18 protein-coding genes are annotated in these 12,830 nt (G+C 66.8%); 5 read left to right on the forward strand and 13 right to left on the reverse strand.

Translation table 11 applies throughout. The features are described from left to right. Window positions 1–11: 11 nt before the first annotated feature. Genes MU449_RS12055 through MU449_RS12075 form a run of 5 tightly spaced genes read right to left on the reverse strand, consistent with a single transcriptional unit; the run spans window position 12 to window position 2,035 of the window. Complete coding sequence (locus tag MU449_RS12055) at window positions 12–722, reverse strand: flagellar hook-basal body complex protein (protein ID WP_244738414.1); 711 nt, start codon at window positions 720–722, stop codon at window positions 12–14. 1 nt (window position 723) lies between these two features. Next, the gene (locus tag MU449_RS12060) at window positions 724–993 is read right to left on the reverse strand and encodes a flagellar biosynthetic protein FliQ (protein ID WP_425310462.1); all 270 of its coding nucleotides are present in this window, start codon (window positions 991–993) and stop codon (window positions 724–726) included. A gap of 13 nt (window positions 994–1,006) precedes the next feature. Beyond that, window positions 1,007–1,279, reverse strand: coding sequence for a flagellar hook-basal body complex protein FliE (gene fliE, locus MU449_RS12065; RefSeq protein ID WP_244738416.1), 273 nt, complete (start codon window positions 1,277–1,279; stop codon window positions 1,007–1,009). Window positions 1,280–1,286: 7 nt separating this feature from the next. Next, window positions 1,287–1,664, reverse strand: a complete 378-nt coding sequence (flgC, locus tag MU449_RS12070) for a flagellar basal body rod protein FlgC (RefSeq protein ID WP_244738417.1) — start codon at window positions 1,662–1,664, stop codon at window positions 1,287–1,289. Further along, window positions 1,661–2,035 carry a FlgB family protein gene (locus tag MU449_RS12075; protein ID WP_244738418.1) on the reverse strand — a complete coding sequence of 125 codons (375 nt, stop codon included), beginning with the start codon at window positions 2,033–2,035 and terminating at the stop codon, window positions 1,661–1,663. Before MU449_RS12075 ends, flgC begins: the two co-directional genes overlap by 4 nt. A gap of 81 nt (window positions 2,036–2,116) precedes the next feature. Between MU449_RS12075 and MU449_RS12080 the strand changes: the two genes are divergently transcribed. Beyond that, window positions 2,117–3,403, forward strand: coding sequence for a FliI/YscN family ATPase (locus tag MU449_RS12080; RefSeq protein ID WP_244738419.1), 1,287 nt, complete (start codon window positions 2,117–2,119; stop codon window positions 3,401–3,403). Here the strand turns inward: MU449_RS12080 and MU449_RS12085 are convergent. The 6 genes from MU449_RS12085 to MU449_RS12110 all read right to left on the reverse strand — a co-directional run bounded on the left by MU449_RS12085 (window position 3,395) and on the right by MU449_RS12110 (window position 6,952). Next, the gene (locus MU449_RS12085) at window positions 3,395–4,210 is read right to left on the reverse strand and encodes a DUF1217 domain-containing protein (protein WP_244738420.1); all 816 of its coding nucleotides are present in this window, start codon (window positions 4,208–4,210) and stop codon (window positions 3,395–3,397) included. The two genes, MU449_RS12080 and MU449_RS12085, sit on opposite strands and share 9 nt — an antisense overlap. Beyond that, the gene (flbT, locus tag MU449_RS12090) at window positions 4,207–4,602 is read right to left on the reverse strand and encodes a flagellar biosynthesis repressor FlbT (protein ID WP_244738421.1); all 396 of its coding nucleotides are present in this window, start codon (window positions 4,600–4,602) and stop codon (window positions 4,207–4,209) included. The genes MU449_RS12085 and flbT overlap by 4 nt, the downstream gene beginning before the upstream one ends. After that, entirely contained in the window at window positions 4,599–4,961 is a 363-nt protein-coding gene (gene flaF, locus MU449_RS12095; RefSeq protein WP_244738423.1) for a flagellar biosynthesis regulator FlaF, read from the reverse strand. Before flaF ends, flbT begins: the two co-directional genes overlap by 4 nt. Before the next feature lie 65 nt (window positions 4,962–5,026). Further along, window positions 5,027–6,211: a flagellin gene (locus MU449_RS12100; protein WP_244738424.1), complete on the reverse strand. Its 1,185-nt coding sequence runs from the start codon at window positions 6,209–6,211 to the stop codon at window positions 5,027–5,029. 188 nt (window positions 6,212–6,399) lie between these two features. Beyond that, on the reverse strand, window positions 6,400–6,705 hold the full coding sequence (locus MU449_RS12105; protein WP_244738425.1) for a hypothetical protein: 306 nt from the start codon (window positions 6,703–6,705) through the stop codon (window positions 6,400–6,402). Next, complete coding sequence (locus MU449_RS12110) at window positions 6,698–6,952, reverse strand: rod-binding protein (RefSeq protein WP_244738426.1); 255 nt, start codon at window positions 6,950–6,952, stop codon at window positions 6,698–6,700. The genes MU449_RS12105 and MU449_RS12110 overlap by 8 nt, the downstream gene beginning before the upstream one ends. 76 nt (window positions 6,953–7,028) lie before the next feature. On the opposite strand from MU449_RS12110, the gene fliK reads away from it, so the two are divergent. Both fliK and MU449_RS12120 read left to right on the forward strand, forming a co-directional pair. Next, window positions 7,029–8,177, forward strand: coding sequence for a flagellar hook-length control protein FliK (fliK, locus tag MU449_RS12115; RefSeq protein ID WP_244738427.1), 1,149 nt, complete (start codon window positions 7,029–7,031; stop codon window positions 8,175–8,177). 6 nt (window positions 8,178–8,183) lie between these two features. Then, the gene (locus MU449_RS12120; RefSeq protein WP_244738429.1) at window positions 8,184–8,825 is read left to right on the forward strand and encodes a flagellar hook capping FlgD N-terminal domain-containing protein; all 642 of its coding nucleotides are present in this window, start codon (window positions 8,184–8,186) and stop codon (window positions 8,823–8,825) included. Here MU449_RS12120 and ubiB read toward each other — a convergent pair. Beyond that, window positions 8,822–10,342: a 2-polyprenylphenol 6-hydroxylase gene (gene ubiB / locus MU449_RS12125; protein WP_244738431.1), complete on the reverse strand. Its 1,521-nt coding sequence runs from the start codon at window positions 10,340–10,342 to the stop codon at window positions 8,822–8,824. The genes MU449_RS12120 and ubiB overlap by 4 nt on opposite strands. A gap of 1 nt (window position 10,343) precedes the next feature. Then, on the reverse strand, window positions 10,344–11,087 hold the full coding sequence (gene ubiE / locus MU449_RS12130; RefSeq protein WP_244738433.1) for a bifunctional demethylmenaquinone methyltransferase/2-methoxy-6-polyprenyl-1,4-benzoquinol methylase UbiE: 744 nt from the start codon (window positions 11,085–11,087) through the stop codon (window positions 10,344–10,346). 105 nt (window positions 11,088–11,192) lie between these two features. On the opposite strand from ubiE, the gene mutM reads away from it, so the two are divergent. Beyond that, window positions 11,193–12,032 carry a bifunctional DNA-formamidopyrimidine glycosylase/DNA-(apurinic or apyrimidinic site) lyase gene (mutM, locus tag MU449_RS12135; RefSeq protein ID WP_244738435.1) on the forward strand — a complete coding sequence of 280 codons (840 nt, stop codon included), beginning with the start codon at window positions 11,193–11,195 and terminating at the stop codon, window positions 12,030–12,032. A gap of 83 nt (window positions 12,033–12,115) precedes the next feature. After that, entirely contained in the window at window positions 12,116–12,388 is a 273-nt protein-coding gene (rpsT, locus tag MU449_RS12140) for a 30S ribosomal protein S20 (RefSeq protein ID WP_244738436.1), read from the forward strand. Window positions 12,389–12,830 lie beyond the last annotated feature (442 nt).

Raw genomic sequence — 12,830 nt, forward strand, 5'->3', positions numbered from 1 at the left:
ACCGCTCTCCTTTATTTGCCCAAGGTCTGCACAAGGGTGCGCATCCGGTCGTCCTCGCGGTCCAGAAAGCTCTGTCCCAGTTCATAGGCGCGCTGCACCTCGATCATGCGGGCGATCTCCTGCACGGGGCTGACATTGGAATCCTCCAACTGGCCCTGAAGCACGACCGCCGTGTCCACGGGCTCGATCTCTCCGCCGTTGAACACCGTCCCGCCTTCATGCCGCAGCGCCATCGGATCGACCGGCTGCCACACGCCGATGCGGGCCAAGGGCACGCCGCCCGCCGACATGGTGCCGTCCTGCCCCACCGATACCGGGCCGATGTCGGGCGGCACGAAGATCGGCGCGCCGCCGTCGTCCAGCAGCGGATGGCCGTCCATGTTGACCAGAAGCCCTTCGGCCGAGGGCGTGAAGCTGCCCGCGCGGGTCAGCCGATCGCCCTGCGGGGTCTGGACAGCGAAGAACCCTTCGCCCTGAATGGCGAAATCGAAGGCCCCGCCCGTGCCCGACAGGGTGCCCTGCGACAGATCCACCTGCCGCGCGGTGGCGGTGGCCATCGAGATGGAGGGCGCGCCCTCCAGCCGTTTGACATGTTCGGAGAAGACCACGCCCTCACGCCGGAACCCGGTGGTGGAGACGTTGGCGATGTTGTTGGCGACCGACTGCATCTCGCGCATCAGGCCCGATTGCCGCGTCAGGGTCGTGTATCCGGTGGCGTCCATGTCATTGCCCCGCAATCCGGGGCAGCACCCCGTTGACGAAAAACGACACCAGCGTCGATGTCATGAAGCTCATGGAGACCCAGAACACGGCCAGCATCGCGGCCACCTTGGGCACGAAGGTCAGCGTCATCTCCTGCACCGAGGTCAGGGCCTGGAACAGCCCGATGACCACCCCCGCCACCAGCGCCACCGCCAGAAGCGGGGCGGAGATCTGGACCGAGATCCACAGCGCCTGTCGCAACAGGTCGAAGATGACGCTTTCGCCCAGCATCAGACGCGGCCCATCAGACGGGCATCCGCAGGATTTCCTGATACGCCTCCACCACCTTGTCGCGCACGGTCACCGCCGTCTCCACCGCCGTCTGGGATGAGGCCAGCGCCTGCACCAGCGCATGGGGGTCCGCGCCGCCGGTCATGGCGGCGGCGGCGGTGCGCTCCCCTTCGGCCAGGGTCTGGGCGAAATCGGTCGCGGCGCGGGTGAACCCGTTCGGCGCAGGTTCGGTTACGGGGCGCGCGCGGGCATAGCTCTGCGCGGCAAGGGAGGCTGAAATTTCCATAAGGGATTTACCTGCGAAGGAGTTCGAAAAGACTTTGGGTCATCTGCCGCGCCTGATCGAACAGGCGCAGGTTGGCCTCGTAACTGCGCTGCGCCTCGCGCGCGTCGGCCACCTCGATCACCAGATCGACGTTGGAGCCATCGTAATGCCCGGACGCATCGGCCATGGGATGGGCGGGGTCATAGATGCGCGTCAGCTCGCTCCGGTCCAGACGGACCCGTTCGGGCGTCACGCCGCCGTCCACCGCCTCGGCAAAGCTGACCGTCTTGCGGTGATAGCCGGGGGTGTCGGCATTGGCGATATTCTCGGACACATGGCGCAGGCGCTGCGATTGCGCGGTCATGCCCGTGGCGGAGATGGCGAGGCTGCTGAAAAGATCGCTCATCTTCTGCCCAGACTTGTGCGCAGGATGTCGGACGTGGCGCGATAGACCGACAGCGCCATGTCATGGTCCTGCCGGATCTGCGCCGCCTTCACCATCTCGGACTCCAAGGACACGGTGTTGCCGTTGGGGTCCGACAGGGCGCTGGTGGGCACCAGATGCGGCTGGGTCAGGCTGTGCGGCTCCATATGGCCCGGACGCGTGGCCGCGATCCGGTCCGCGCCGCGCCAGACCTGATCGAACCCCGACAGGTCGCGCGCCTTGAAGCCGGGCGTGTCGGCATTGGCGATGTTCTGCGACACAAGGCCCAACCGCGCCCCCGCATGGGACGCCAAGGCCTGCGCCATTCTGGCGAGTTCGATTCGTTCGAACATCGGGGCTTCTCCCTCGATCACTTTCACCAAGGCTTAAGGGTGATTCCTTTAGAAACCGTAAGCGTGAACCGGAGACCCACGATGCTGTTCGATCCGCTGCTGGCCACTTTGAAGGACATCCCCCGCATTCGCCCCCTGGGGCGCGTGTCCGCCCTTGGGGCGGGCACGGTGCGGGTCACGGGCCTGTCCGGCACCGCCCTTTTGGGCGACCGGGTGACCGTCGCAGGCCGGGGGGCGGAGGTGTTGGCCATCGACGATCACGCCCTTACCGTGATGTGCGACGATGCGACCGACGGCCTCGCCCTTGGCGACGCGGTGGAGCATCTGGGGCCGGCCACACTGGCCCCGGACAATGCGTGGATGGGGCGGGTGGTCGATCCGCTGGGCCAGCCGATGGACGGGCGCCCCCTGTTTCGCGGCGCGGTGACGCGGGCCGTGCGCGCCAGCCCCCCCGCCCCTGCCGAACGCCGCGCCATGGGCGCGCGCATCCCGACCGGCATGGCGGTGTTCGACACGATCCTGCCCTTGGTGCGGGGGCAGCGAATCGGCCTGTTCGCGGGGTCCGGCGTGGGCAAATCGACCCTGTTGGCCAATTTCGCGCGCGGGATCGCGGCGGATGTCGTGGTCATCGCCCTGATCGGGGAACGCGGGCGCGAGGTGCGGGAGTTTGTGGAGCATGTGATGGGCCCCGCCGGAATGGCGCGCGCCGTCGTGGTGGCCGCGACCTCGGACCAATCCCCGATGATGCGGCGGCGCTGCGCGCTGACCGCGATGACCGTGGCCGAACATTTCCGCGATCAGGGGCAGCACGTCCTGCTGCTGGCCGACTCGATCACCCGCTTTGCCGAAGCGCATCGCGAGGTGGCCGTCGCGGGGGGCGAAGCGGCCTCCTTGCGCGGCTATCCCCCCTCCACCGCGCACGCGATCATGGGCTTGGCCGAACGGGCGGGACCGGGGGCAGAGGGACAGGGCGACATCACCGCGATTTTTTCCGTGCTGGTCGCGGGGTCGGATATGGAGGAACCGGTGGCCGACATCCTGCGCGGCACGATCGACGGGCATGTAGTGATGGACCGGCGCATCGCCGAACGGGGGCGGTTTCCGGCGGTGGATGTGCTGCGCTCGGTCTCGCGCAGTTTGCCTGCAGCGGCGACGGGGGCGGAAAACGCGCTGATCGCCCGTGCGCGGCACCTGTTGGGAAGCTGGGACCGGGCGGAGATGATGGTGCAGGCGGGGCTTTATGCGCCGGGATCGGACCCGCAGGTGGATGCCGCGATCCGCGTCTGGCCGGCCCTGGACGCCTTTCTGGCCGAGCCGTCTTCATCGCCGGAGGAGGCGTTCCAGCAGTTGGGAGCCTGCCTAACGTAGAAGCGACAGAATATTCGCCGCCCCCCCGCGCTGCAGGATCTGCAGCGCGGCCGAGGCGGGCCCGGTCGGCGCGGTCGCCGTATCCGACATGACCAGATACCGGCGGATGAGCTTGTCCATCTGGTCCGGGGCCGCGATCTTGGCAAGTTGATCGGTGCCGAACATCTGCTTGGCCTTGGACTTCATCACCCCCAACTGCTGGTCCAGATCGATCGCCCCGAACGAGGTTGGCAGACCGAAGGCTGTCTGGAACACCTGCCGCAAGGGCGCCGAGCCCAGAACCCGGAACCATTGCGCATCCGTGCTGCCGCTGGCGGCGATCTTGGGCAATTCGCGCTGCGCCGACAGGGCCAGCCGCATGTCGTTGTTCTGGGTGCCCACCGCCACCTCGAACTGGCGTTCGCGGTATTTCGTCAGGATCTGATCGGCGAAATCGGACAGCACGGTGCGGGGGGTGGAAAAGTCGCCGAAACCGAAGGCTTTCGACATCTCAAGATAATTCTTGTCCGACAGGCGGTTCGCCAACGCCTTGGGGTCGAGCGTTCCATCCTCCAGCACCTTGCGGATGAAGAACTTGTTGGGCAGATCGTTGTCCAGCCCGAAGGCCCCCAAAGCGACCTTCATCAACCGGTGATCCCCCACCAGTTCCGCGGCGGACCTGATGGAGCCGATCTTGTCGCGAAAATACGCCTCATCTCGCTGCAGCGCGGCCCCCTGATCGAAGGTCGTGCGCTGCTGATCCATGGTGCGTTGCAGGAACGCCCATCCGCCATAGCCGGACATGGGGATGATGGGCGAAAAGCTCATGATGCCAGAAGGCGGTCTTCGCGCGGCATCAGGCTGCGCAGGGCCTTCAACGCCAGATAGGTCTGGTCCTGCATGATCGCCGACGTGGCTTGGGTCAGAAGGTCCCGGCTGTCGGCATCGGTCAGCGCCTGGCTCAGCTGTTCGATCCCGCTGAGAAGCTGGCGGCGGCCCTGATCGGCATCCGCCTCCCCCGCCAGGACCAGTTGCGCGATATAGCAGACGCGGCGCACGGGGGTTGTCGCCTCATCAGGGTGGATGGCGTCGCGCAGGCGCAGGATGTTGGCGTTGGGCGTGCAAATCGACAGCTTGGTGCGCCGGTCCCCGTTCTCGATCACCACGCCGTTGATCAGGACCCGTTCATGCGGACCCAGCTTCAGCACCAGACCGCTCATCCCTCGCCCCGCAATCCGCGCATGACGGCGGTGTTCAGATCGACCAGTACCGCGACCCCCACCTCCTTGCGCAGGGCCTTGGGGGTGTGCTGGGCGGTGAATTCATACAGATAGAACAGACGCGCCTTCAGATCGGCGGGCAGCGGATTGCCCTCCAGCGCCAGATCGGCGGCCAGGGCGGTCCAGAGTTTCAGGTTGTCATGCAGCGCCGCGGCATAGGTGGGGAACGCCGCGTCGCGGTCCGTATCGGCCAGGGCGCGGGTGACACGGGCGAACACATCGTATTCGATGGCGCGCGGGCTGCGGGTGGCGGCCAGATTCTGGCCATATCCGTCGCGGTGGGGGTAAAGGGCGGTCAATCCGGATTCTCCCGATTGGTGGTGGAATCAGAACGGGGCGGGCATCACGCCCGCCCCGATCCATCTTAACGGAACAGCGACAGGATGCTTTGCGGCGACTGGTTGGCAATCGACAGCGATTGCACACCCAGCTGCTGCTGCACCTGCAGGGCCTGAAGGCGGGCCGAAGCCTCCTCCATGTTCGCATCGACCATGGATCCGATACCGGTCTTCATGGCATCGGTCAGTTTCGACACGAAATCCCCCTGCATCGACAACCGCTTTTCGGCCGAACCAAAGGACGCGGCCGCGTCGGTTGCCGTGGTGATCAGCCCTTCGATCGCGGCCAGTGCTCCGGCCGCGTCGGTGGACACGTCGATCCCCGTCATCGCGCTCAGACCGCCGCTGCCGGCGTTGCGGAACTGACCCGACACGGCAATATCCCCCGCGCCGTCATTGGTCAGAACCAGTTCGCCCGCATTGGCGCTGTCGTAATCCACAGAGACGTTCAGCCCCGCCGCCTCGATCGCCTTCTTCACGCCATTGGCGATGACATCGGCGGCCGAGGTCGAATCCTTGTCGGCCTGGGTCACGGTATAGGAGACCGGCTTGCCCCCGATGGTCAGGTTCAGCGAATCCCCGGCATTCAGAACGGCCGCGTCGATGGCCACCGTGCCGGTCGCGCCCGCATCCATGGTGAACCCGAACACGTCCGCCCCGGCGCTGGCCCCGTCCGATCCCGTAAAGGCCGCCGCCGGCGTGTAACCGCCGGTGCGAAGATCGGCGCTGCCCACCGCGATGGAGGTGGCCGAAACCCCGTTCGCCCCCCGATCCAGCGACGACAGGACGTTCATCCCGCCCCCGCCCTGAACCAGGTTCAGACCATTGAACTGCGCGGCCCCCACGACCGACTGGATCTGTTCCTTCAACGCGGAGATGTCGGTTTGCATCTTGCCGCGATCGACGTTCTCGCCTTGTGCGGCGACGATTTTCGTCTTCATCTCGGTCAGCAGGTTGGTGACGGTTTCCGCCGCCGTCCGTGCCACAGCCACCGTGGATTGACCCAGCGAGAGGCTGTCCGAGATGGATTCAAAGCTCGACACGTCCGATTCCATCGTTTTCGAGATGGCCCAGACGGCGGCGTTGTCCTTGGCGTTCGCCACCGATTTGCCGGTGGAGATTTCGCTTTGCACCTGGTTCAGCCCGGAGTTGATGCTTTTCATCGTCTGCAGGGCGACCATGGCGCTGGTGTTGGTCAGAATCGAAGACATGTTGTTATCCCCTTGCCACATTCCGTGGTCAGTGCCGGTATCCGGCGGAAAGATCGGGCCTTTTACCCTGCGGGATGTCCGCGCCGCCCCAACCTTGGGACGCAGGGCCGTTCTGGGGCGGCAGGCGTTAATGACCGCCTAATTCCTGTCCCCGCCGCCCCCGCGATTTCATTCAAATTGACTCCAAATCAGACCCGCCGACCGATCTGGCCGCCAAAGGCCGCGTCCTGCCGCTGCCCCCGCATGTCATAGGTGACCAGCCGGTCGCCATCGCGCCCCATGGCCCGGATGTCCTCCAGACGCCATTGCGCCGCGCGCATCCCCTCGGCCACCGCACCCAGTCGCCGCGCCACGACCGCCGCACGCTGGCGCAGGGCGGCATCGGCGTCCGCGCCGGGCATCGCGGCCTCAAGTTCCGCCGCAAGGTCGGTCATCACATCATAGGTGGATGTGGCGATCGCCGCCTCGATCCGGTTCAAAATCGCCTCAACCATCTTTCCGCTCCAACGCCCGATGAATCGATTCGGCCAGCCCGAACCCGCCCTGACGCACGATCGCCCCCACCTGTTCATCGCGCAGGAAAGAGGCGAACTGCGCCGCTCCCGCCCCACCCGCGAACGCGCCGGAGGTTTGACCCAGCCCGGCATGGGACAGCATTTCGGACAGGAACGCGGCCTCCAGCTTCATCGCCTGCTGTCGCAGGTCGGGCCGGGGGATGGGGGGCGAGACGGGGGGGATCATGGCAACCTCCTGTTTTTCCCGTATGTGGCGGGTGGCGGTAAACAAAGAGGTAACGTTCCCCTGCAAAGATGTGGGCATGATCCACACCCTCACCCCACCGATCCACCTGCCGATCCCCGCCGCCCTGCCCCAGGTCGCCGCAGGGGCGGAGGGATTCGCCGATCTTTTCGCAACGGAGGCTGCTCTGCCAAGCCCGGAGGGCGGGGCGGTGGCGACGATCCCGACCGCACCGCCGATCATCCTGCCACAGCTCGAAGGGGCGGCGGTCGATCCGCGTCTTCCCAAAGCCGACACGCCCGCACCCGAAATGGACCTTCAAAGCGCGGCCGATCCCGATGCGGTTCCGCCCGACGGGGTTCAGCCGGACGGGGTTCAGCCGGACGGGGTTCAGCCGGACGGGGTTCAGCCGGACACCCCCCCGGCGCTGCCGACACCTGCCCAGCAGATCGTCTGGTCCCGTGCCGAATGGCCTTTGGCCGATATGCCTTCGCCTTCCCCCGCGGATACGACCTTGGCCGCCGATGACGCCCGGACCGAGCGGTTGGTCCCCGACGCGGGCCCGACCGTCGCGTTCGGGCCGGGTGCCATTCCGGTCACCCTGCCCCCGGCCCCACCCGCACAAACGATCACGCCGCCCGCCCCCGATGCGGCGAAGCCCGAGTCGCCCCCTGCGACCGCGGCCGCAGGGGCGATCCCGGCGACCGATCTCCAGATATCACCGAGCGAGCCACCCGGCCCCGGGGTCGTGGTGCCCGACACGCCGCCGCCCGACGCGGCCCCGGCTGCCGCGCCCCCCGCCGCGCCGTCCGTGCCCGTGCCGCAGACACCTGCACCACAGACCGACCTTCCCGCCCCCGATCGCCCCACTGCGCCCGCGCCCGCGCCCACCCCTGATCCGGTCGCCCACACCACGTTGGAACGCCTGGCCGATCTTGCCCCCGATGACGATCTGGGGCCGTTGCAGGTGACCGTGGAACGGGATGGCGAGCAGATTCGCATCGTGCTGACCGCCGAACGCGCCGAAACGCTGGATCTGATGCGCCGCCATGCCGATCAGCTTCTGGCCGATCTGGCGCGGGAAGGGTTGGGCAACGCCACGTTCGCCTTCGCTCAGGCCGAAACGGGGGGGGAGGCGGATGCGGAGGGGGACGCCCCCGCCCCCGATGCCACCCACATCGACATCACCACGCACCGGACGACCTCCGGCCTTGATCTTCGCCTGTAGGAGCCCATGATGGACGTCACCGCCCGCACCGCCACCACGACGACCACCGCCACGTCCAAGGGGGGGCAGTCGGATTATCAGACCTTCCTCAAGATGCTGACGACGCAGTTGCAGTATCAAAACCCCCTGCAACCGATGGAATCATCGGAATTCGCGGTGCAGCTTGCCACCTTTTCGGGGGTGGAGCAGCAGACGGTCACCAACCAGCTTCTGGGCAATCTGGGATCGAAACTGGACGCGATGGCGCTGTCGGATCTGTCCTCCTGGCTGGGGGCCGAGGCGCGGGTGGCCGCCCCCATCGCGGTAGATGGCGCGGGCGTGACCGTCTATCCCAAACCCGACAGCTCCGCCGACAGTGCCACGCTGGTGGTGCGGGACGCCGCCGGTCAGATCGTCGCGCGCGAGACGATTTCGCCCACCGCCTCATCGCTGACATGGATGCCCGCCGACGCCACGGGCGAGGCGCTGGTCTCCGGCAGCTATACCCTGACCACCGAAACCTATTCCAACGGGACCTTGGTCGCGACCACGCCGGTCGAACATTACGCCAAGATCGCCGAGGCGCGGAACGGCCCCGCCGGCACGACCCTGCTGCTGGTGGGCGGGGCGGAGGTGTCCGCCGCCGCCGTCACCGCCTTGCGACGTTAAAGAAGCGCGCCCACCGCCACACCCGCCAAGGCCAGCACCGCGCCCAGCGCCAGCCAGCGCGCGCGCGAGGGCGGAGGAACGATAACCGTGGTTTCCGTTTCGGGGCGCAAAAGGCGCGCCTCCACCAGATCGGGCAGGCGGGGGCCGAAGCGCGACAGCACCCGCACCGTCCGCGCCAGATCGCGGGCCATGGCCTTGGGCCCCACATTGTCGCGGACATACTCCTCCACCACGGGGCGGGCGACCTGCCAGATGTTGATGCGCGGATCCAGCGAACGGGCCACCCCCTCCACCACAACCATCGTGCGTTGCAGCAGGATCAGTTCGGTCCGCGTCTCCATCCCGAACCGCTCCGTCACCTCGAACAGATAGGAGAGCAGGCGGGCCATGGAAATCTGCGAGGCGTCCATGCCGAAGATCGGTTCTCCGATCACGCGCAGGGCGCGGGCGAATTCGTCGATGTCGCGGTCGCGGGGGACATAGCCCGCCTCGAAATGCACCTCGGCCACGCGGCGGTAATCGCGGCGGATAAAGCCATAGAGGATTTCGGCATAGACGCGGCGGGTGTAGAGGTCGAGCCGCCCCATGATCCCGAAATCATAGGCGACGATGGCCCCGTCCGGCCCCACCTTCAGGTTGCCGTGATGCATGTCGGCGTGAAAGAATCCGTCGCGCAGCGCGTGGTTCAGGAACAGTTGCAGCACCCGCGCGCCCAAGGCCACGCGGTCATGACCCGCCGCGTCCAGACTCGCGGTATCGGCCAGGCTGATCCCGTCCACCCAGCCCATCGTCATCACCTGACGGCCCGACAGGCCCCAGACGGGCGCGGGCACGCGAAAGCCCGGATCGTCTTTTGTGTTGATGGCGAATTCCGCCGCCGCCGCCGCCTCCAGCCGCAAGTCCAGCTCTCCGGTGACGACGCCGTCGAAATGGCGCACCACGTCCATCGGGCGCAGGCGGCGCGAGAAGGGCAAAAACGCCTCCACCATCCGCGCGCCGGTATAGAAGGCGTCCACGTCCACGCGGAACGCGCGCGCGATGCCGGGGCGAAGCACCTTGACCGCCACCTCCGTCCCGTCGCGCAGGTGCGCGTGATGCACCTGCGCGATGGAGGCGGCGGCCACCGGCCCCGAAAACGCGGCAAAGGCCTGATCGGCGGACACGCCCAGATCGGAGGCGATCATCCGCTTGGCCTCGGCAGTGTCGAACGGGGGCAGGCGGTCCTGCAGATAGCGCAACTGCAACGCCAGATCGCCGCCCACGATATCCGGGCGGGTGGAGAGGATCTGGCCGAACTTGATATAGGCCGGGCCCAGCGCGGTGATCGCCCGCGTCACCGGCGGCAGGGCGGGATCGCCGCGCAACCCCAGCCACAAAAACGGCCAGGCCAGCGCGTTGGCGGCCACGCGCAGCCGGACCGGCGCCTCCGCCTGTTCCAGGATGATCGGCAACGCTCCGGTGCGGGCAAAGGTCGCCAGCGTGCGGATCAGGCGCAGGATATTGTGAGGGCCACGCACCTCAGATATTCCAGCCCGAATGCAGCGCCGCGATGCCCATCGACAGGTTGCGGTATTTCACCAGATCGAAGCCCGCCGTGCGGATCATGTCGGCAAACGTTTCCTGATCCGGAAACTTGCGGATTGATTCCACCAGATACTGATAGCTGTCGCGATCCCCCGTCACCATCTGCCCCATCGGCGGGATGACGTTGAAGCTGTAGAGGTCGTAGGCTTTCTGCATCGCGGCATTGGGAAGCTGGCTGAACTCCAGCACCATCAGCCGCCCGCCCGGACGCAGCACGCGATGGGCTTCGTTCAGCGCCTCCTGCACACGGGTCACGTTGCGGATGCCGAAACTGATCGTATAGACGTCAAAGCTGTTGTCGGGCAGCGGCAGCGCCATCGCATCGCCCACCACCCAATCCAGACGGTCGGCCATGTTGGCGGCATCCGCGCGCTGGCGCCCGGCCACCAGCATGGATTCGGTCATGTCCAGCACCACGGCCTTTGACCCCGCCGCCCGCTTCAGGAAACGAAAGGCGATGTCGCCCGTCCCGCCCGCCACGTCCAGAAGCCGCTGGCCGGGACGCGGGGCCAGCCAGTCCATCATCGCGTCCTTCCACAGCCGGTGGACGCCCGCCGACATCAGGTCGTTCATGATGTCATAGCGCGAGGCGACGGAGGTGAAGACCTCGTGCACCATGCCCGCCTTCTCGCCCTCATCCACGGTGCGAAAGCCGAAATGGGTGGTCTTGTCGCTCATGCTCGCCTCCATCGTTCCCGCTTTGGGTATACCGCCGCGCGCTTGGGGAAAACCGCTTTGTGGCCCCCGCCCGCTCTCTATATAGGAAGGGACCGGAGGTCGCCCATGCCCGAATTGCCCGAAGTCGAAACCGTCCGCCGCGGGCTGGAGCCTGCGATGACCGGGCACGTCATCCAGACGGCGCATGTGAACCGGCCCGACTTGCGCTGGCCCTTTCCGCCGCGCATGGCCGAACGGCTGACCGGGGCGCGGGTTCTGGGGCTGCGGCGGCGGTCGAAATACCTCCTCGCCGACCTGTCGACCGAAGAGACGTTGCTGATCCATCTGGGCATGTCGGGGCGGATGCTGGTGTCGGGCGCGACGGTGGGTGAATTTCACCACCCCCACCCCATGCCGGAAAAGCACGACCATGTCGTGCTGGAGATGGAGACGGGGGCGCGGATCACCTTCAACGACGCGCGGCGGTTCGGGGCGATGGACCTGATGGCGACCGGGGCGGACCATCCGCTTCTGGCGGCCCTTGGGCCGGAGCCCTTGGGCAATGCCTTCGACGCGGCGCATCTGGCCGCCCGGCTGGTCGGGCGCAAGGGGCCGATCAAGACGCTGCTTCTGGATCAGCGAATCGTGTCGGGTCTTGGCAACATCTATGTCTGCGAGGCGCTGTTCCGCGCCCGCATCGATCCGACCCGGGCGGGCGGCAGCCTGACCGACGCGGAGATCGCCGATCTGGTGCCGATGATCCGCGCCGTGCTGACCGAGGCCATCGCCGCCGGCGGGTCGTCCTTGCGCGATTATCGTCAGGCGGGGGGCGAATTGGGCTATTTCCAGCACAGCTTCCACGTCTATGGCCGCGAGGGGGCGCCCTGCCCCGCCTGCGCCACGCCGATCGCGCGGATCGTGCAGGGCGGGCGGTCCACCTTCTTCTGTCCCGCCTGCCAGTGTTGACGTTTCGGGTTGACTTGACCCCGAGTCGGGCATAAAGACCCGGCTTCAAGAATAGAACCTCGTCACAACCGGAAACCGTCCTCATGGCAAATACGCCCCAGTCGAAAAAGCGCGCCCGTCAGGCCGAGGCCCGTTACGCAGTCAACAAAGCCCGCCGTTCGCGCATCCGCACGTTCCTGCGCAAGGTCGAGGAAGCCATCGCTTCCGGCGATCAGGACGCCGCCAAGGAAGCGCTGCGTCTGGCCCAGCCGGAACTGGCCCGCGGCGTGACCAAGGGCGTCGTTCACAAGAACACCGCCTCGCGCAAGATCTCGCGCCTGTCCTCGCGCGTGAAATCCATCGCGGCCGCCGCGTAAGATTTTCGATATTCGATGTTGAAAAGCGCGCCTTCGGGTGCGCTTTTTTCATGCCCGATCGCCCTCATGGCAGCTTTGTCGCAGGTTCTGGATTCGGCCCGACTGAATCTCTGTCAATCGCGAAGTTCGGTTGCGGAGGCCTCGGATCGCGGGCTAGCGTCACCAAAGCGATTCACTGTCCTGGGGGACATTCGCGATCGTGTTCCGCGGCCGTCGGGCTGCCTCCTGTATGTCACCCGTTGTGGTGACAGGTCGGTTGCGGAATGCGATCTCTGACACCTGCATCGGCCCCGTTCGGCGGCCCGAATTGACGCAAGCCGTCCGGCTTGCGGCCTCAATGTTGTTGTCGTGCGCGGGCCCTTTTCCGGGACCCGCCTCCCCCATTTTTGCCCTCGGGCGCAGTGAACAATGGGACGGGGTGCGCCATGTCGCACCGTGATGG

This window comes from Falsirhodobacter halotolerans, assembly GCF_022899245.1.
Taxonomy (GTDB): Bacteria; Pseudomonadota; Alphaproteobacteria; order Rhodobacterales; family Rhodobacteraceae; genus Falsirhodobacter; species Falsirhodobacter halotolerans.

Bases quoted from the DNA above. Each gene is read 5' to 3' on its own strand.
- MU449_RS12055 (WP_244738414.1), bottom strand. From the start codon at position 722: ATGGACGCCACCGGATACACGACCCTGACGCGGCAATCGGGCCTGATG.
- MU449_RS12060 (WP_425310462.1), bottom strand. From the start codon at position 993: ATGCTGGGCGAAAGCGTCATCTTCGACCTGTTGCGACAGGCGCTGTGG.
- fliE (WP_244738416.1), bottom strand. From the start codon at position 1,279: ATGGAAATTTCAGCCTCCCTTGCCGCGCAGAGCTATGCCCGCGCGCGC.
- flgC (WP_244738417.1), bottom strand. From the start codon at position 1,664: ATGAGCGATCTTTTCAGCAGCCTCGCCATCTCCGCCACGGGCATGACC.
- MU449_RS12075 (WP_244738418.1), bottom strand. From the start codon at position 2,035: ATGTTCGAACGAATCGAACTCGCCAGAATGGCGCAGGCCTTGGCGTCC.
- MU449_RS12080 (WP_244738419.1), top strand. From the start codon at position 2,117: ATGCTGTTCGATCCGCTGCTGGCCACTTTGAAGGACATCCCCCGCATT.
- MU449_RS12085 (WP_244738420.1), bottom strand. From the start codon at position 4,210: ATGAGCTTTTCGCCCATCATCCCCATGTCCGGCTATGGCGGATGGGCG.
- flbT (WP_244738421.1), bottom strand. From the start codon at position 4,602: ATGAGCGGTCTGGTGCTGAAGCTGGGTCCGCATGAACGGGTCCTGATC.
- MU449_RS12100 (WP_244738424.1), bottom strand. From the start codon at position 6,211: ATGTCTTCGATTCTGACCAACACCAGCGCCATGGTCGCCCTGCAGACG.
- MU449_RS12105 (WP_244738425.1), bottom strand. From the start codon at position 6,705: ATGGTTGAGGCGATTTTGAACCGGATCGAGGCGGCGATCGCCACATCC.
- MU449_RS12110 (WP_244738426.1), bottom strand. From the start codon at position 6,952: ATGATCCCCCCCGTCTCGCCCCCCATCCCCCGGCCCGACCTGCGACAG.
- fliK (WP_244738427.1), top strand. From the start codon at position 7,029: ATGATCCACACCCTCACCCCACCGATCCACCTGCCGATCCCCGCCGCC.
- MU449_RS12120 (WP_244738429.1), top strand. From the start codon at position 8,184: ATGATGGACGTCACCGCCCGCACCGCCACCACGACGACCACCGCCACG.
- ubiE (WP_244738433.1), bottom strand. From the start codon at position 11,087: ATGAGCGACAAGACCACCCATTTCGGCTTTCGCACCGTGGATGAGGGC.
- mutM (WP_244738435.1), top strand. From the start codon at position 11,193: ATGCCCGAATTGCCCGAAGTCGAAACCGTCCGCCGCGGGCTGGAGCCT.
- rpsT (WP_244738436.1), top strand. From the start codon at position 12,116: ATGGCAAATACGCCCCAGTCGAAAAAGCGCGCCCGTCAGGCCGAGGCC.